14 protein-coding genes and 1 pseudogene are annotated in these 18,600 nt (G+C 63.5%); 2 read left to right on the top strand and 13 right to left on the bottom strand.

Annotation, left to right across the window (positions count from 1 at the left end; all coding sequences use genetic code 11):
* Positions 1-37: 37 nt before the first annotated feature.
* The gene (locus tag AWB82_RS30785) at positions 38-1,021 is read left to right on the top strand and encodes a LysR family transcriptional regulator (RefSeq protein WP_086973084.1); all 984 of its coding nucleotides are present in this window, start codon (positions 38-40) and stop codon (positions 1,019-1,021) included.
* Here the strand turns inward: AWB82_RS30785 and AWB82_RS30780 are convergent.
* Positions 963-2,180 (bottom strand): MFS transporter, encoded by a 1,218-nt coding sequence (locus tag AWB82_RS30780; protein WP_086973083.1) that lies wholly within the window; start codon positions 2,178-2,180, stop codon positions 963-965. The genes AWB82_RS30785 and AWB82_RS30780 overlap by 59 nt on opposite strands.
* A gap of 137 nt (positions 2,181-2,317) precedes the next feature.
* Between AWB82_RS30780 and AWB82_RS30775 the strand changes: the two genes are divergently transcribed.
* Positions 2,318-2,575: a hypothetical protein gene (locus AWB82_RS30775; protein WP_086973082.1), complete on the top strand. Its 258-nt coding sequence runs from the start codon at positions 2,318-2,320 to the stop codon at positions 2,573-2,575.
* 6 nt (positions 2,576-2,581) lie between these two features.
* On the opposite strand, the gene AWB82_RS30770 is transcribed toward AWB82_RS30775, so the two are convergent.
* The 12 genes and pseudogenes from AWB82_RS30770 to AWB82_RS38605 all read right to left on the bottom strand — a co-directional run.
* Entirely contained in the window at positions 2,582-3,241 is a 660-nt protein-coding gene (locus tag AWB82_RS30770; RefSeq protein ID WP_086973081.1) for a hypothetical protein, read from the bottom strand.
* 185 nt (positions 3,242-3,426) lie between these two features.
* Entirely contained in the window at positions 3,427-5,703 is a 2,277-nt protein-coding gene (locus AWB82_RS30765) for an EAL domain-containing protein (RefSeq protein WP_086973080.1), read from the bottom strand.
* Positions 5,704-5,845: 142 nt separating this feature from the next.
* Positions 5,846-6,358, bottom strand: coding sequence for an OmpA family protein (locus AWB82_RS30760; RefSeq protein WP_086973079.1), 513 nt, complete (start codon positions 6,356-6,358; stop codon positions 5,846-5,848).
* A gap of 82 nt (positions 6,359-6,440) precedes the next feature.
* A complete protein-coding gene (gene tssJ, locus AWB82_RS30755) occupies positions 6,441-7,199 on the bottom strand; it encodes a type VI secretion system lipoprotein TssJ (protein ID WP_086973078.1) in 759 nt (252 codons plus the stop codon).
* A gap of 22 nt (positions 7,200-7,221) precedes the next feature.
* The gene (tssG, locus tag AWB82_RS30750) at positions 7,222-8,181 is read right to left on the bottom strand and encodes a type VI secretion system baseplate subunit TssG (protein WP_086973100.1); all 960 of its coding nucleotides are present in this window, start codon (positions 8,179-8,181) and stop codon (positions 7,222-7,224) included.
* An 83-nt stretch (positions 8,182-8,264) separates the two neighbouring features.
* Positions 8,265-10,078, bottom strand: a pseudogene (gene tssF, locus AWB82_RS30745) (type VI secretion system baseplate subunit TssF).
* 21 nt (positions 10,079-10,099) lie between these two features.
* On the bottom strand, positions 10,100-11,695 hold the full coding sequence (tssA, locus tag AWB82_RS30740; protein WP_086973077.1) for a type VI secretion system protein TssA: 1,596 nt from the start codon (positions 11,693-11,695) through the stop codon (positions 10,100-10,102).
* A gap of 6 nt (positions 11,696-11,701) precedes the next feature.
* A complete protein-coding gene (locus AWB82_RS30735; protein ID WP_143756928.1) occupies positions 11,702-12,853 on the bottom strand; it encodes a hypothetical protein in 1,152 nt (383 codons plus the stop codon).
* The gene (locus tag AWB82_RS30730) at positions 12,850-16,410 is read right to left on the bottom strand and encodes an ImcF-related family protein (protein WP_200818236.1); all 3,561 of its coding nucleotides are present in this window, start codon (positions 16,408-16,410) and stop codon (positions 12,850-12,852) included. The genes AWB82_RS30735 and AWB82_RS30730 overlap by 4 nt, the downstream gene beginning before the upstream one ends.
* Positions 16,411-16,508: 98 nt before the next feature.
* Positions 16,509-17,906 (bottom strand): hypothetical protein, encoded by a 1,398-nt coding sequence (locus tag AWB82_RS30725; RefSeq protein ID WP_086973075.1) that lies wholly within the window; start codon positions 17,904-17,906, stop codon positions 16,509-16,511.
* Positions 17,903-18,160 carry a PAAR domain-containing protein gene (locus AWB82_RS30720; RefSeq protein ID WP_086973074.1) on the bottom strand — a complete coding sequence of 86 codons (258 nt, stop codon included), beginning with the start codon at positions 18,158-18,160 and terminating at the stop codon, positions 17,903-17,905. Before AWB82_RS30720 ends, AWB82_RS30725 begins: the two co-directional genes overlap by 4 nt.
* A gap of 9 nt (positions 18,161-18,169) precedes the next feature.
* On the bottom strand, positions 18,170-18,600 hold a 431-nt coding region (locus AWB82_RS38605; protein WP_456061745.1), incomplete at its 5' end, for a T6SS immunity protein Tli3 family protein.

Genomic DNA, 18,600 nt, shown 5'->3' with positions numbered 1-18,600 from the left:
CTGCGAGCAACACCCCCTTTCGACGAGGACGACGGCCATGCGCGAGATCAATCAGCAACGTCTGCGCTATTTCCACGAAGTGCTCACGCACGGCACGATTCGCGGCGCGGCGGATCATCTGAACACTTCGCCGTCGGTGATCGCGCGGCAGATCAAACTGCTGGAAAACGAACTGGACACGACGCTCTTCGAGCGCGAGCCGCGCGGCGTGCGGCCGACCGAGGCGGCGTTTCATCTGCTCGAATTCTGGCGCGGCTATCGATCGCAGCAGGAGAAGTTCGAGGATCAGTTGCATGCGCTCAAGGGCCTGCAGCAAGGACAAATTCGCCTCGCGGTGAGCGAAGGTTATGTCGATACGCTCGTCGACGACGTGCTCGCGCCGTTCTGCGCGCGCTATCCGCGCCTCGAAATCGACGTGCAGATGCTCGCCGTCGACGATCTGCTCGAAGAAGTCGCGCAGAGCCGCGCGCATATCGGCCTCGCGTATAACCCGCCGCCGCACGAGCGCATCGAGATTCGCGCGACTTCGGCGCAGCCGGTCGTACTGCTCGCGCGGCGCGATCATCCGCTGGCGATGCGTGGCGGCGGCGCGCGGATTCGCGATCTGCTCGACTATCCGCTCGCGCTGATGCCGCCCACGTTCGGCATCGGCCATGTCGTGAAGATGCTGGAAACGACCGACAATCTCGCGATCCGCCCGACGCTCACGACGAATTCGCTCGGGGCGCTAAAGCGCTTCGTGGCCGCGGAGAATTTCATGACGCTGATCGGCGAGTTCGCGGCGTATCGCGAACTCGCGAGCGGCGAGCTGACGACCATCCCGGTCGCGCACCCACTCTTCGAAAGCGCGCAGGCGAAGCTGCTCGTGAAGGCCGGGCGTCCGCTCGCGGCAGGGCCGCAGGAATTGCTCGACTGGATTCTGAAGCGCATGCCGATGTTCGCTCGTGCGCCCGCCGCGCCCGTCAAACGAGCGCGCCCTCGGGTACATCGGCGAGACGCGCCGCCGGCGAAGCCGCGATGATCCACGCCTGCACGACGAAGCCCGCCGCCGCCGCGACGAGGCACGGCCCCATGCCGAAGCGCGCGCTGATCGCCGCGCCAATGAGCGCGCCTAGCGGACGCGCGCCGTAAGTCGCCGTGCTGTTGAGCGCCGAGACGCGGCCCATCATGTTCGCGGGCGTGATGGCCTGGCGCAGCGTCGTCGAGCCGACCGTCCACAGGATCGGCCCGGCGCCGAGCAGAAAGAAGCTCGATGCCGCGAGCCAGAACGATGGCGCCGCGAGCGTCGCGACCATCGCGAGCGATGCGGCGAGCCCGCAGAACGGCCCGACGAGCAGCATGCGGCCGAACGCGACGCGCCGCGCGATCGCGGGCGCGGCGAGCGCGCCGCACACCATGCCGACGCCGTATGCGCCGAGCGTCACGCCGATCGACGTCGCGCTCAGGCCGAGCCGTTGCGCCGCATACGGCACGTACACGGCCTGAAGAATGAAGAAGCCGATGTTGAAAAAGACAGCGGTGGCGAGCATCGGGCGCAGCAACGCATTGCGGGCGACGAAGCGCGCGCCTTCCTCAAGCTCGGTCGAAAAATGGCGCGTGGCGGCGCTCCGGCGCGCCGGTTCGCGCAATCCCGCGAGCAACATCGCCGCCGACACCGAGAGGCACGCCGCGCAGCCATACGCCCATCCCGCGCCAATCCATCCGACGAGCAGGCCGCCTAACGCCGGTCCCGCCGAATACGCCACGCTGCGCGCAAGCTCGATGCGCCCGTTCGCGGCCGGCAACGCGGCCCGTTCGACCAGCGCGGGCACGAGCGCGGGCGCGGCGACGTTGTAAGCAACGGTGCCGGTCGCGCCGAGAAAACCCAGCAGCGCGAGCAGCGGCAGCGTCAACGCGTGTGTGAATGCGAGCAGCAGTACGCAGAGCATGGCGAGCGCGCGGGCGCATTCGGCGGCAGCCATCAGCGTGCGCCGCGAACTGCGGTCCGCGATCAGGCCGAGCGGAATCGACAGCAGCAGGAACGGCAGCGTCTGCGCGCTTTGCAGCAGTCCGATATCGACGGCGGAAGCGCCGAGTGCGAACACGGCGGCGAGCGGCGCGGCGGCCAGCCCGATCTGCTCGGCCGATTGCGCGAGCAGATTCGACCAGGCGAGGCGTTGGAAGGAAGCGGGAAAGCGCATCGGAAGTGCTCCGGAACGAAGATGAGTTAGCTCATCGTCACGGATGCGGCGCCCGCCGGCACTCCAGATCTTGCGCTGTGATTCGCGCGCGCGGAATGGCGCTTGCTGCGTCATCGACGACACTTCAGGAGAATGCAATGAACCGCGAACCGTCAGATCCCGTGCAGCGCGCGGATGAACGCCGGGAAGCGCTCGGCCCGGGCGACGTGAAAGAGAAAAGCGATGGCACGATCGAGCAGCGCGAGCACGGCAACATGGACGCGACGCTCGTTCCCAAGGGGAAGGATCATCCCGAGGAAGGCCCGTACACGCCCGAGCACGATCACATCGTTCCCGATACCGAGCCGGACGCGAGCGCCGATCATCCGAAAGGCAAGCGCGATTCGGAAGCGTGATGCGCGCTACTGCCCGCCGCCTTCGAGCTTCGCCTTCTCCGCCGCGATCTGATCGGCGATCTTCGCGGCGAGATCGTCGAGCGACGAGATTGCTTCAGTCTTGTTGATGACGAAGCGCGCCGCCGCGCCGTAGGGCTTCGGCGCGGCCGCCGATTTCTGCCCTTTCAGTTCGCCGCTCGTGTCGATCTGCGCGAGCGCGGCGTCCGGGCTTGCCGCGAGATTGGCGAGCTGCACGGCGACGTGCGCGTTGGGCGTCTTGTCCGACGAACCCATCGACGGCAACGCGGCGCCGAATCCGCTCGACAGCGTTTGGTCGAACTCGCCGCTCACGAGCCAGCCCGATGTCGGCGGCGGCGATTCGGCCGTCATGTGACACGCGGTGAGGCCCTTCGCGTTCAGCGCCTTGACGATGTCGTCCGCGAGCGCCGATGCGTTCTGGTCCACCTTCACCGCGTTGCGCGCCGAACGCAGCCGCGAGCCGAGAAAATGCGACGCGCCGCCTTCGCCACTCACCGGCGTGAAGTCGCGAACCTGAATCAGCGTGCTTGCGTTAGCGCCGATCGGCTCGTTCGCGGATGGGCACGGCGGCGCGGACTGGCCGAACGCGACGGAGCCGATCGCGAAGCCGAGCGCTGCTATCGAAACGCGTGAACATGAGTTCTTCATCGATTCTCTCCGTCGGAAACAATCGCCGTCATACGCCGCCCATGCGGGCGAGCGCCTCGCACATCGAACCGATCGACACGCCGCACGTCAGGTGGCTCATTCGTCCATCCTGCGTTGCCGGCTCGCACCCGCGAATGCCGTGATGATAACGCCGGCCGGCCCGCGCGGGCGGGAACACGCGCGCTTCAGCGCAGCATTGCTTCCTGCGCGCCGGCCAGCGCCATCAGGCTCGCGAGCGGTACGGGGCGGCTGAGCAGAAAGCCCTGCACCTTGTCGCAGTGCACAGCGCGCAGCATGTCGAGTTGCTCCTGCGTCTCGACGCCTTCCGCGACCACCGTCACGCCGAGCTTGTGCGCGAGATCGATCACGCCTTCGACAACCGTGCGCACCATCGCATCGGTCGCGATGTTGTCGACGAAGGATTTGTCGAGCTTCAGCACGTCCGGCCGAAAACGCGCGAGATAGCTGAGACTCGAATAGCCCGTGCCGAAATCGTCGATGGCGATGCGCACGCCCATCGCGCGGACACTCGACAGCACGTCTTGCGCGTCGTCGATGTTCTCGATCAGCGCGGATTCGGTGATCTCAAGCGTGATGCGATTCGAATCGATGCAGGCGCGCTTGATCGCGTGCCTCAGCACGGACACGAGGCGCGGATCGCGGAACTGTTTCGGCGACACGTTGAGCGCCACCGAGCAAGCCTGCGGCAACGCGAGCGCGAGTTGCGACGCCGCCTGCACGGCTTCGCGAATGACCCAGTGCCCCGCCTCGACGATCAGCGCGCTCTCTTCGAGCACCGGCACGAACGCGCCGGGACCGAGCAACCCGAGCTGCGGATGACTCCAGCGCAACAGCGCCTCGACGCCGACGAGCGCGCCCGAATCGACACAATATTGCGGCTGAAAATGCAACACGAACTCGTTCTCGCGAATCGCGCCGTGCAGTTGCGCTTCGAGATGCGCGCGCGCGAGATCGTCCTTTTCGCGATCGCCGAATACGCGGAAGGTGTTGCGGCCCGCGCGCTTCGCGGCGTACATCGCCATGTCGGCGCTGATGAAGAGCGCCTCGGGCGTGCGTCCATGTTCGGGATAGAGCGCAACGCCGATCGAGCATGTCATCGTCACGCTCTTGCACTCGATCGCGATCGGACTATGGCAGGCGATCGAGAGCTTGCGGCACGCGCGCGCGATGCTTTCCTGTTCGAAGTTGCCGGGCAGGATCACGGTGAACTCGTCGCCGCCCGGACGCGCGGCCACGGCGCCTTCGGGCAGCGTTTCCTCGATGCGTCTCGCGATCGCGCGCAGGACGGCATCGCCGGCGATATGTCCCGCCGTGTCGTTGATCGACTTGAAGCGATCGATGTCGATGAAGAGATACGCGAACGGCGCGCCCGCTTCGCAGCGCTTCACGAGCGCGTCCATCATCGCGTTGCGATTGGCGAGACCCGTGAGGCTGTCGGTGTTCGCGAGCCGATGCAATTCCTGTAGACGCTGACGCTCGTCGGTGGCATCGACGCACACGCTCACGACGCGCGACACCGCGCCGTCCTCGATGACCGGATAAACGTCCGCGCGCACCCAGCGCGTGCGATCGTGCGGCAGGCACAGACGGAAGTAGCTCTGCGTGGCCGCGCCCGTGTTCACGGCGGTGCGCATTTCATCGCGCAGCGCGGGAAGATCTTCCGGATGCACACGTTGCGACCATGCGGTCTGATCGGCTTCGAGCGCGGACATCGGCATTTCCCACATGCGCTCGAACGCGGAGCTCACGTGCAGAAGCTCGCGGAAATCGTTCGTCGCGGTCCAGAAGACGGCGTCGACGTGATCTTCCATGTCCTTTTGCACGCGCGCGTTGCCGCGCAATTCCTCGATGAGATCCACTTCCGCGGTGATGTCGCGCGACTTGCAGAGCACCGCGCTCACGTTGCCGTGCTCGCCGTAGACGGGCGCGAATGTCGATGTCCACCATTTCGCGCGGCCGTTGATCGTGCGGCAGGTTCCCGAAAACGACGTCGATTCACCCGCTTTCGCGCGCTCGAAGGCTTGCCGCGCATCGGGACCGTCCCAGAGCGCGAGCCAGTCGACGCCGACGAGATCATCGGCACAGTCCGCTTCGATGAGACGTCCGCCGACTTCGGAGATGCACATGATGCGGCCTTCGAGCGACAGCAGCTTGAGGCAGTCCTCGGCGATGGAAAGCAGCCCGTGCGCGACCTGACGCGCGACGAAGATCTTGCGATTCGCTTCGTGCATGCGATGCACGACGATGACCGCGCCGAAGACGAGCGCGGCGAGCAGCACGTTCCACGGCAGCGGCACGAAGAAGGTTCCGCACGCGGCGATCAGCACGCCGAGCGGAGCGAGACCGAGCCCATCGAAACGGCGTGCGTATTCGATGTACGGCAGGTTCCTGGCGATGTTGTCGCCGATGGTCCCGAGGAAATCGTTGGCGCCTCTCTGCACCGTTCTGGCCCTGTTCTAGTGGTGGGTTTGATCGGTGTTTATCGGCGCAAGGGAGAAAGTCTTTAGAAAGGGGCGGGATCGTCACGGCGCGTGTGGATGCGCCGTGACGATCAGTGGTTAAGCTAGGGCGTTTCGTTATGCGTTAACGCTTCGACTTACCCATGATCGCGTCGAGCGACTCGCCGACCACCACGATTTCCGTGCGGCGGTTCTTGGCCTGACCCGCTGGCGTGTCGTTGCTCGCCGCCGGACGATCGTAAGCGAAGCCCTTCGTGGTGACGCGCGAGGCTGCGATGCCGCGCTGCTCCAGCGCATTCGCTACCGTTTTCGCACGGGCTTCGGAGAGCGCCTGGTTGTACTCATGCGTGCCGGTGTTATCGGTATGGCCCTCGACGATCACCGACTTCTGGCTACGCTTGAGCAACACGACTGCGCGCTGGATGGCCGGCCCCGAATCGCTACGCAGAACCGACTTGTCGAAATCGAACAGAACGCGATCAGGCAGGCGCACCTGCACGCCTTCCTTGGTCTGCGTCACCTCGATGCCGACTTGTTGGTTCAACGCGATTTCCTCGTCGCGATTCGGACCGGTGGCGCAGGCGGTCAGGATGGATACGGAGAGCGCGCAGGCAGTGAGAGAGAGAAAGTGCTTCATTATGTTTTTGCTTGGTTGGTTAGTGGGTTGGTTGGTGAAACTGTGTTCGGGCCATCCGCCGCTCGATGCGGCGTGGCTGGTCTCAATGGGAAAGGAGCCCGGCGGCGCTCTTCGAGAGTGAACTTCCGCTCGCCTTGGCCTTCGTGAGCGTATCGGCAGCCGAGTTGACGTTCTGCGCGGCGGCCTTGCTCGCAGCGGCTGCGCCCGACACGCCCGATGCCGCCGAAGCAGCGGCCGCCCCGGCGTTCGACACAGACTGCTGCGGCGCATCGCGCTTGACCGGCTTCGGATTCGCTCCCTCCATCGTGAGCAGATTGCCTTGCACGCTGATCTTCACCGGATCAGTGTCTTTCCACTGCTTCTTCGGAATCAGCAGCTTCCACACTCCGGCACTGCTCGGCGTGCGGAAGAACGCGACCACGCCGACGTACTCAGCGTCCTTCTGCATCGGCTCGCTGACGCTCGCGCTCGCGCCCGGACGCAACACGACATCCTTGGTGGCCACCAGGTCCGCTTTGAGCAATTCCAGATCGTTGTTTTGCAACTGGACGTATTCGAGTTGGGCGAAGGTCTTTGAATCCTTAAGTTGATAGAACCGCACCACTGTCGAGAGTGGCAGGCCGGTCGCGTTTTCGTTCAACGCGGCACGTCCGCTCAGTTCGACGTTCATCGTCTTCACTTGGGTCGTAAAAACCCATTTCGCGGCGTCCGTCGTGCCGTCTTTGGTGGCCTGCCAGGCGCCGCATCCAGCAATCGTGAGAAGGCTCGCCGAGACGAGTGCGGTCGTTGCGCATTGCACTACGCGGCCCGTGACCGAAGCATTCGATTGGTATTTCTGCATGACTTGTCCTGCTCTTCTTGGTTTATGCGGTGGCGCCATCCCAGCGCCCCAGATGCACGCGCGTGATGCGTGCTGTTTCGCCGGTCGAAGCGGTGCGGTTGACGAGTTGCGTCGTCAATCCGAGACTGGTTTGCCTGGGCTCCAGCACCGGATCGGGCATCAGTTCAGGCCGAACGTGCATCTCCAGATGCGCCTCGCCTTCGTAGCCCAGATAGAAACGCAACAGCGCCATCACCTCCCGATGCGCGTGCCCGCCCGGCGTCAGATCGAGCACCGTCTCGCGCGTATCCGGCGTGATGACCACACGCACCGCGTTCGCGCGGTCATAGAAGCCGCGCCCGAGCAGACACTGCTCGCCGAGCGCCGCGGGCTCGAAATCGGTCACTGCGCGCCACACCGGATAGAACTCCTCGACCGTAATCGACGCATCCGGCACCGCGTGCTGCAACACGCCCGCGAGTCCTTCCGCCGTGCGTGTCTTCTGCGCGGTGATGCCCAGCATCGACATCAGCTTGCGCGGATCGACCGCCGATGAAAGCGCGTTGGGCTTCGCGCTAAGTCCCAGTCCGGCGAAGCTCAGCAGACAGCGCGAAACGGAATCGCTGCCGCCCTCGCGATAGCCGACCGGATAGCGGTACTTGCGCCACACGCGATAGTGCTGCGTCAGAATGCGGTGATGAAACAGGTCCAGAAACGCCGACAGCGGCTCCGCGCCATCGCGGTTCTGCGCGACCTCGTCGACGATGTACGACGGCATGCGCGCGTCCACGCCATACAGGCCGAGGAACGTCGTGCGCACGGTGGGCGGCGCGTCCGGATTGTCGTCGTCATATTCGACACGATCGATCTCGCGGGCGGGAAACCCGAGCCTTCCACGCGAGCGGAAGCGCACCGGCTCCGTGCCGGGAGAATCGGTCGTGCCGATTGGCGCGGCATCGGGCGCGGCCAGTTCGATCAGCTCGCAGAACCGATAGAAGTTCATCCGCGTCGCATCATCGAGCAGCGTTGGCAGCAGCGTTCGATCGGACTGGCGGCTCTGTGCGTCAAACAGCTTATCCGGCGCGCTCAAAATGGCGCTCCTTCGCCTTTCGTCTCCGGCCACTCGATATGCTTGCCCGAAGGCTGTGAGACGACGACGAGCTTCGTGTACAAGTTCAGCGCCGCATAGAGGCCGAGAAAGCGATTGAGCATGCCGCCGAACATGTCCAGATCGCCGTCGCCCGCGAAACGTGTGCTGTCGAGCGTCACGGTGACTTCGACACCGCGCATCAGGCCGCCCTTGACGAGCTTTTGCAGCGGACGGTGGCGCACGTCCGTGATCGCATCGATGCGCCGCCGGTTGAGTTCGCCTTCAGTCCAGTCATAAAGCGCGAGCGAGCCGCGCAGAATCTCCGCATTGAGCAGCGAGAGATAGTTCGGCGCGAGATGCGAAAGCACGCGCCACTGAAAGCGGTCGCCGGTGGGGGATACACGGGCAGCGTCGGCGCGGTCAGATTGCGCACCGCGCCCACGTTCGTGAAGCCGCCGCGCATGCGCGTGATGCCCGCCTCGCGCAGCGCCTTGCGCGGCAGCATGCCGTTGGTGCCCGTGACCGTCACCGAGAGCGTTTCTTTCGGCAAGCTTTGCGCGTTCTCCCACGCCTGACCGCCCAGCACGAGCCATGTATCGAACCGCCCCGATGGTCCGCGCCGCATACGCGTGTGGAAGTAGCGCTCCGGCATCTCGTGGCGCAGCATCCCGCCGCGATGCTTGAACGCCGCGAACGGCACGTATTCGAAGCGCCGGCCTTTCTCGAAGCCTTCGACCGTATCGACCGAATAGATGTCGACCAATGAGCCGTACTGCTCGCGCGCCCGCACGCGGTATTCCGTTTCGAATTGCGTGACCGTAACGGGATCGGCCGCGATCGGAAACAGGTTGATCACCGGCGTGCAATACAGCCGCACGTTTTCCTCGGTGAAGCGCATGTCGTCGGGATAGGATTTGTCCAGTACGACCTCGACATCGAACGAGGCGGCCGACTTCGGGATCGCCGTCATGTCGAGGCCGAGCAAGTCGACGAACATGAACTTCTCGGGGAACGTGAAGTATTCGAGCAGCAATTGATAGCCGCCGAAAGCGTTGTCGGCTTTCGGCCACAGGCGCTCGTCGGTGGCGAAGCCGGCTGGCGCGAGGCGTAAGCCTTCCATCGATTGCGGCGCGCCGGGACGATCTTCCGCGAAACCCGGTACGCGCACTTGCACGGCGACGGGTTTGGCCGTGAGTGCAGCGTAGAGCGCATGCGCCACCGGGCGGTCCGCGTTCAGGTAAAAGCGCAGCCGCGGTACGTGCAGACGTTCGCGCTGCGTCTGCGGCTGAATCGAGAAACGAAAGCGGATTACCGAGCGGCCGTCCTCGCGGGCGTACGCGCCGGCTTCGGTCAATGTCAACGGATACAGATCGACCGTTTGCGTGGTGCGATACACGCATTCGATCTGTGCCTCGTCGGTCCCGTTCAGGCCGGTGGCTATCGGATCGGAAGTCGCTTCGAGCCCCGCTTCGACGACCTCGTGCTTTTGCATCGCGCCCGCGTTCGGAGTGAGCTCCAGAATCGACAGCGACGGAATCATTCGAAGATAGTGCGGCCAGAGCATGCTGACCAAGCCTTCGGTCAGTTCCGGCAGTTCATCGTCGAGTTTGTGACGCAAGCGGCCCATCAGGAACGCGAAGCCTTCGAACAGGCGTTCAACGTGCGGGTCACGCTCGCCGATGCGATCGATATCGAGCTCGCGCGCGCGGTCGGGAAACGCGCGGGCGAATTCCTTGCCCGCCTCGCGCAGATAGCGCATTTCCGCTTCGTAGTAGCGGAGGATTTCATTGTCCTTGGTCGGGGACGACATCTTCGTGATTTCCTTGTTCTTTTAGGTCAGCGCCACGGCGCGGGCGGCGTCGATCGCGGTCAGATCGGCCGTGAGACTGTCGATACGGGTGAACAGCGCCGTTTTGTCGGCATCCTTACGATTGAAGCGGCTTTTGAGGATGCGTAGCAGATGGTGCTTGGCCTCGAACGCGAGCGCCGGCTCCCAGCGCGCGAGCTGATAGCGTTCGATATCGGCATCGAGTGCGCCGAGCAGATAGAGCGCCGTGTCGGAACGTTCCGCGCGCTCGGCCACGCGCGCCATCACAAGCTGGCGCGTAAAACGCTCGCGCTCGCCGCCGTCGATGTGGGCGTCGTCGCGCACCGGCTGACGCGTCAACCACGCGAGCGCGGCGTCGAGCCCTTGTTGCGCGGCCGTGTCGTTGCCTTGCGCTTCGATCTCCGCCCAATCGGCGCCGGCGTGGGTCGCGGCAACGGGCGCAGCCGTCTCGCCGCGCTCGACGTCGCGCACCGTCGCATAGCGGGCAATCCATTCGAGCGTGGCGTCATCGGCAAAGGGCGAACCATCCGAGAACGCCAAGTGTTCGAGCCCGGGCATGCGTTCGAGCATCAGCGCGCAGTCGGTGGCCGTGGTTTCGCGCACCTGCGCGTATTCGCCGCCGGCCTGCTCCTGAGCGACGAAGGCGTAGTACTGCAGGTCCAGCCAGAAGTGGTTCGCGCCTTCGGCGAACGCGGATTCGACACGCTCCAGAATCTCCGGCCACTGCTTTTGCAAGAGCAGACGTTTGAGGTTCGCGCGCAGTTCCGCACGCGGACCGACGAGGCGCGTCTTGCCGCCCGCTTCGAACGGCGGCACTTCAATGAGCGTATCCCAACGCACGCAGCGCATCAGCCGATAAGCCGCGAGATAGCCTTGCGGCTGCTCGCGCAGGAATTGCGCCATCTGGCGCGCACGGTCGAGCAACTCGCGCGTGGACGTGACTTCCGACGCACTCGGCAGCGCGGCGGTGGATAACGAAGGCGCCGCGTTCGTTGAGGTGAACGTAGCGTCGCTCTCGGAGGGAGACTCGATGCGGCCTTCGAAGCGCCTGAACAAGGGCGCGAGTACCGGGCGCGCGTCTTCCGGCCACGACTCGATGCGCTCTGAAATGAGCGCCAGTGCCGAGAGCGCGCGTTCGAGCAGCGGTCCCGAAAGTCCCTGCACGGCATCGAGGCGGTCGGCGAAGGTGCTGCCGCACAGCCATTCGAACGCCGCCCGCCGCGAACCGGGGCGCGCGGGCAACAACGTGTCGCCGAAGCGATCGACCAGCGCCGCGAGCAGTTCGAAACCGGCGGCGACGCCTTCCGCGCCATCGCGACGCAGACGGCCGTAGACGTAGTACACCGCGAGACGAGCATCCTTCGCGCGCGTCTTGATGAGCCGCTCGGCCGACTCGACGATCAGCGTGTCATCGACGTTCGATAGCTTGGCGACTTCGTCCTTGATGGCGAGGAAATCGTCGTCGTAACCGGGGTCAGTGCCGACGGGCGCATCGGCGCGGATCGGTGTGAGCCAGTCGTCCCACTGCGGCAGCGCTTTGATGGCCAGATCGGACGGCTTGCGCGTGCCGAATAGCGCGTTGAGTAAATTAGTAAACATAAGATTTCAGTGTGGGGCTTGATCGGTCTCGCCAAGCAGATCGGCGCGAATCAGCGTGGGGGCGATAAAAATGAGTTTGCGCAACGAGTGCTGTGGACCATGCGCCTGCATGCGCATGTGGCCCGCGCGCCAGTGCGGAGCCTTTTCTCCCGGCGTGTGATGAATCACCTGCGCCGGAAGCTGCGCGGGACCCACGATGATGCGGTTGTAGCGGCGCGCGACCTGCTTGCGACGACCGGCGAGACGCTGCTCGATGGACGCCTTTTTGCCATTCGCCGGCGCGAGCGGGACGATCGTTTCATGACGATGCAGATCGTCGATGCGCACCGCGCCCGCTGTTTGCAGGTACAACAGCACCTTGATGCACATCTGGATCATCGCGACGGAGGAATCGGAGCCGACCGCCCTTTTGCGCTCCAGATTGATGACATGGTCGATCAGCGAGTCGCTTTCATCATCGAAAATGAGTTGCAACGTGTGCGGCATTTCCTGCTCATGTTCGAGCGTGACGCCTACGGCCATGAAGACCAGTTCACGATGATTCGCCGTGAGTGTTTCGAGCACATAGACGCCGGACGTCGTGAGCGGGCGGTTCACGCTCGCCCACGGCGTGGCGTCGACCGCCTGCGCCATCTGCGGACCAAAGCGGATGAATATCGCCGGAAACGGCAGCTTCAGTAGCGCAGCCGGTACGTCCTGACTGATGTCCGTATGTGCGAGCCAGGTCTGCAGCGCCTCGGTGGGCTCGATTACCGCGTGTGGACGGACCTGATAAAGGGCCGCCGCCGAGCCAAGCAGCGCGAACTTCTGGACCGCTTCTTCGACCGAGGCGCCTTCATCCCAGCGCGTCCCGTTCACGCGCATCGCTTCGACGAACAAGTCCATTGCTGCCTGGACGGCGCTCGGGGGACCATAGTCCGGTGCGCTCGACAGATGGAACTGCGGCAGACGCTCGCCATCACGCTCCTCAAGTGCGCGTGTCCACGCTTGCCAGGCGGGAATGAGGCCGAGCTTCGTTGCCCGCACGGGAGGTGGCTCGGGACTCGTCTCGCGCGTGGCGACGAGTGCATGCAAGAAATCGAAGGCCCTGCGCGACACATTTCGCTCGATGTCCTGCGTACGCCGCGCGGGCGCAAGGGCGGGATGCTTTGAGTTCATCGCGTTCCTCGGCCGTTAGGCAACGGCGTTTCAGCCTGTTTCGCCGCCTCGATTGCGGCCTTCGGTAACGGCGGCGGACCGTCGGGTTTTGCGTTGCGCGTGGTCGTATCGCGTTTCATGAAGATGCGGCTCGGCAGCGTGAAGCCGCGTAGATCCAGCAGTTCCAGCGGTCCCTTGCCTACATCGGTGCGAAGCATGTAGGTGAGCGGGTACGCCATATCGGCGGGTGCGGGCGTGGACGGTCCGTGGGCGTTGAGCGCGTCTTGATCGGGTCCGTCGCTCGTCTTCGCTGATTTCGAACGTGTGTCTTCGAACTGCGCTTTGGCTTGCCACGTCACCTGATAGGTCGCGGTGTCGATCGGCTCGACGTGGGCGCGCTCAAGCATGCGCACGAACGCCCAGCGGCCTGAGAATTCGAAACGCTTGTTGGTGCCTGCGCTCTCGGTCTGCCACTCCAGACGCGTGCCCGCGCTCTGCGGATCGCTCGTCGGCCATGCCATGCCGCTCCATGTTTCCACCTGGTTGTAGTAGTGCAGCTTTTGCGCGTCGATGGTAAGCAACGTATCGGTGATGCCCGGCGTCGGCACAGGCTTCAGTTCGAATCGGTACGACGGCTCGCCCTGCGCGAGCAAGTGGCCGGCGATGCGCTGCAGTGTGTTGATCGCCTTCAGGAACGCCGGATCGATGGCGCGTGCGGCGCTGCCTGTACCCGTCGCGCCCGGTGCTGGCACCCATTGGTCGCCTTGCAGTTGAATCACGCCTGCCAATTGCGTGGCGAGAAACGTGTCGATGAGACCGCCTTGCGGACGCAGGAAGCGCGCAAGCTCCGGCAGTGACGCATCGTTGACGGTATTGGCGAATGGATAGCGTCCCGCGAACGAGCGGTTCCAGTTCGCGACGACGGTGTCGTTCCACGCGTCGTTCAGGCTCGCTTGCGCGGGTTCGAGCACGGTTTGCGTCGCCTGCGACACGGGACGCACGAACAACTCCGCGCCCATGCCGGCCCATTGTTCACCGAGGCTTGCCGCGACCAGTTGCGCGTAGGCGAGTGTGTCGGCCAGTTCCGAGCCCTTGCCGAGGAAGAGCGACTGCGCGACTTGTCGCGCCTGTTCGTCGGAGTCAGGACTGTCGCTGATCTGCTGCAGCTTCAGGCGCAGGCTCGTGATGCGTTCGGTGAAGCGCTCCAGGCTTAAGTCGCTGCGGGCAGACGCGCTAACGTTTGCGTTCGCTTGCGCGACGAGTCGCAAGACCGGGCCGAACGATGCGCCCAAAGGACCAGCGGGATCGGGTTTCGCGGCTTGCGGCGCGTCGTCCTTCTTGCCGAATATGTTCTGCGCCTTGTTCACCAGCGTATCGGAGAGCGAGTCGCGTGGTGCGCCCGCGCCGCCCTGGTATTCGAGCGCCTTCATCAGCGCGATGAGCGGCGACTGACGCGCATCGGCGATGAGTTTCAGTTGGCCGATTGCCGCGGGCAGCGTAGTCGCGGCATCACAGCGCAAGCTGTTCATGAAGGTTTGCCAGTGCTCGGCGTAGTCGGCGAAGTAGCGCGCACGCAAGGCAGCGCGCAGAACCTCCGGAGTCTGCGCCGAGGTGCTGGAAGACTGACCAGCGTTGCCGAGTACCCAATCGCCCGCTACGCCGTTGTGCTTGGCGGCTTCGTCGATGGCCGCTTCGATCGAGCCTTCCCACGCCTGACGCGTGTACACGCCGGGCACTGTGGCAGCGGTGCGGAATAGGCCCCGCGTGTCGGTGCCGGCGGTGAGCGTCGCAAGCGTCTGGTCCGGATACTTGTGGCCGACTGAGGCCAGCACGTTTTGATAGATCGTATCCTCGGAGTTCTTCACGCCGATCACCGCGAGCAGCGTCTGACGCGCGACGGCAACGAGTTCCTCGCGCGGCTGAATGCGCCAGTCGGGATGCGCGCCCAAGTGATCGGCCCAAAAGCCAAGCAGGTGTTGCGACAGGTCGATCTTCTCTCCGGCGGTGAGCGAGGCGCTCGTGTTCCAATACTTTGGAAGCTCCTGCGTAAGGAAACCGGCATCCGCACGCTGCGGCTCGGCCATCATCAGATAGGTCTTCAGCGCGCCCTGGCCGTCTTGCGCCACGTGCGTGAGTTGGTCGTCGATTTGCGTTGTCGGCATCTGGCCGAGGTCGACCAGGCGCGCTTCGATGTCCTGCTGTACCGGTGCGCTAAGTAGCGCGCGGGCTTCGCGGGCGTAGGGCGTCCAGAGCGCCGCAAGCACTTCGCGGTCATGGTTCAGGCCGAAACGCGCGAACAACGGCGCATGATGCTGCGTACGATATTCGTAGAAGCCGATGCGCTGTTGCAGCGCCTTTAGCGCGCGTAGGCGAGCGGCAGTGTCAGGCGTTTTAAGCGCGGCGAGCGCCTCGTTGGTCTGCACGATCTGATGGGCGTTCGACATGCCCGAAATGAGCATGCCTGCACTCCAGACGCCGAGAACGCCGAGGGCCGCGACGGAGAACACCGTAATAGGATGAAGGCCCGTTCGACGGCCGCGACGCTCTCGGGTGGCCTCGGCGAGATAGCGCCATAGCGGAAGATCGATGCCGTGGCCTGCATTCGACGTTTGTGCATCGATGGCGGGCCACGGCGCGAAAAACGCGCCCGCCACCGGCAGCGGGCGGCGCTGCCACATCGACAGTTCGGAGATCCACTGCGCGAGCGCCGGGGCACGCGTGTCGAGCCGCTCGGACAGTTCGGATGCGAAACGGTCGCTGCGGTCCTGTCCTAGACGCTTCGTGCCGATATCGGCCAGGCGGTCGCGCAAATTGAGTAGCGCGGTTTCGATGGCGGCTTTGTCCGCTGCGTCCGCGAATTCGCTGCCGGTTAGTTCGCTGTCGTGCTTCGCGGTGACGTTGCCGTCAAGGTCCAGCAGAAAAATCGGCGCGGACCAGTGCAAGTCCTGAGCGATGCGGGCGAGCGTCGTGCCCCATCCCATCTCGCCGCGTGAGGTGCTCGGCAGCGCCGCCGCGCCATCGAATGCAAGCACGATCGCGTCGACCGGGCGGCTGCGGCGCAGTCTACCGATCTCACGAATCCACGCCTGGCCGTTGCTCTCCGAAGCGACTTCGCCCCATAAGAGCACCGCATGGTCGGTGATCTGCCAATACTGCGACACGAGCTCGGGATTCAAGCGTTGCACGCACGCCGCATCGCCGGTGACGAGCAGCCACGGACGGTCATAGGCCCAGCGAAACCAGCGCATCTGCCGAAGATGGAAGCGCAGCGCCTCGGCCCGATCGGCGGCGCTTACGCTGCGAATCTGGTCTGCCCTTTGCGCCTCATCAAGGCCCGCAGTCGGCGCCAACGCCTGTTCCTTGGCGGCGCGCTGCATGTTGTCGCCCGCCTGCTTGCGTCGTTGCAGGACAACGAAAAGCAATACCGCAATGAAGACCGCGCAGCCGATGACGACTGTCTTATATTGAGCGAACCACGTCGCGAGATTGCCTGTGCCGACGAACAAGAAAACACCCGCCGCCACGATGGCCAGTATCGCGGTGACGGACAGCCACCGGCCCCGAATTAGATCTTTCACTTACCTTCCTCGACCTGCTCTTATTTTAGTAAGACGAAAAGCCGCGTCTACGGCGACCTTAGCGGCCATGAAGCGCATGCGCCCTGAGAGGCAATTCATCAATAAAACGTCTCATGGAATGTCCGTGTTTCGTGCTCGCGGTCGAAGAACGCCAAGCCGGCCTGAAACAGGATGAGGGTCATGAACCCGATGCACAGCCAGACCGTGAGATCCACGTTCATCACGTTCGGCGCGATCTTGTGCAAGCACAGCACGAAACCCGAAAGAAACAGCATGCCCAACGCCCACGCAACCGACAGCAGAGGCACGTCCTGATCCTTCGGGTATTGCACAGGTGGTGGCGCGACGCTCACCAAGTTCAGCGCGACGCCGCCGCGCTGTGGCGTGGCGACGAGTTGCGCACCCTGTCCGTGCTGAACCATCTCCGCGGCCAGCGCTTGAATCAGCCAGCCGGTGATCGGCCCAGGCTGGCCGATTGCCCGGTCCAGATCCTGCTCGCGCACCTCCAGTTCCGCATAGCGTGCGGCTGCGACCGTGGAATTCTTCGCCAGGCTATTCAAGCGGCTGAACCACAGGTTGCGGATTTTCTTTTGCGGGGCCTGCTCAGCGCGCAGCAAGCTCGCCATCGCCGCACCCAACGTGTCCGGCTCTGCGAAGATTGGCCGCATGATGCACGCACGCGCTTTCAGATTTTTGGTGCGCGCCAGGACTGCTGGCCTGGTAAACAGCATTGCAACCGCTGCTTCCGAGAATGTTGGCGCGTCCTCGCCTTGATGTAGTTGGAGGGCAATCACGAGCCGATAGTCCGGCATGGGTTGACCGGCGAACCATTTCCCTAGAAGGGGTGACTCACCGTCGAACGAAAGCCAAGTGACCTCGGGCAACCCCGGTAATCCGAGCTTACGCCAAGCGTGCTCAATCGATAGCTTCTGCGCTTCGTCAGATGCGTGGAGCATGACATCGATCTTGCCCGCCTGTGCAGCAAACTTAATCGAATCAACAAGCGAAGCCATCAAACGTTCGATGACTTGTTCCTGCCTGGTTTGGCTCATCGATGCATCAATCCCTGCGAGCTGCAGCGCTTTTTCTGGATTGATCGGTGCAGACGGGACAAGACCAAGCATCCGCTGCGCGAGCTCCTTCTCCGGCGTCAGCACGGCGCTATCGAGCAGAACAAGGTGGGCGCGTGCCCAAATTTGCCAGTCACAGAATCGTTTCCTGCAAAGAAGATTCCACCATTGGGCTCTGTAGCGCAAATCCTCGAACTCGCGACTGTAGTAAATGCAGCACAGTGCAAGCCAAATCAGGGCCGGCGCCACGACAACCTTAAGCAGAAACTCAGACGACGCCGTGGATTGACCTTTAGGCCATATCCAGATCGTCGTGACTACCGCAACGAGTTCGATCAGCACATACAGGAGAGCATAGATCCAGACAGATGGAGCCTTACCACGCTCCTGTTCCCGAGCATTCGGCACGCGCCACGTCAGGCTCATGCGATGCTCATCCCTGCGGCACTGGCGATCACAAGGTTGCCGCATTGCGTACGACAGTGATGAACGACCCATCCACGGCCGCCCTCGCTGTAGCCCGTTCCGCATTCAACAATTCGGTTGTCGCCATGCTCAGGGCAGGAGACCAAATCATCTAGTAGGGCGACTTTTCTGCCATCAAGCGAGAAAGTCGACGAGGCGGTCTTTACGATGCCGTTATGTGTGGTTGAATCGTCCAAGCAAACAGGGTTTTTCATAGCATGCACTCACTTCAGAGGAGCATCGGGGTTGGTCGGACGGATCGAGGCGTTGCAGGAGAATCGTTCTTGACCTGATGGAGAGTGAAGTCCGACCGGAACCTTCACGTCAAATTGAATCTTGTTATCTTCGGGTAATGTATCTTGGCCATACACAAAGCCTGGAAGCAGCGGAAATCGATTCGTCACCGAATCCGACTGGCGCATCTTTTCCACAAAATAAGAATTCCGGTCTACATAGATCGAATACCGTCTACTTTCTTGCAACGGATCAAAAGCCCGCATGTAATCGGTTCCGTGGAAGGTTCTTCCCCCATCAGTCGAATAGATCAGCGAGACTACGCAACCTCGATCCCCACAATTAAGCTGAGGCGGTGCCGATGAAGGAATAACGACGTTACGCTCTGTTGAATCTGCAATGATGAGCTTACCTCGAAAAT

Source organism: Caballeronia glebae, assembly GCF_001545035.1.
Lineage (GTDB): Bacteria > Pseudomonadota > Gammaproteobacteria > Burkholderiales > Burkholderiaceae > Caballeronia > Caballeronia glebae.
This window is presented reverse-complemented; position numbering and strand designations above follow the sequence as displayed.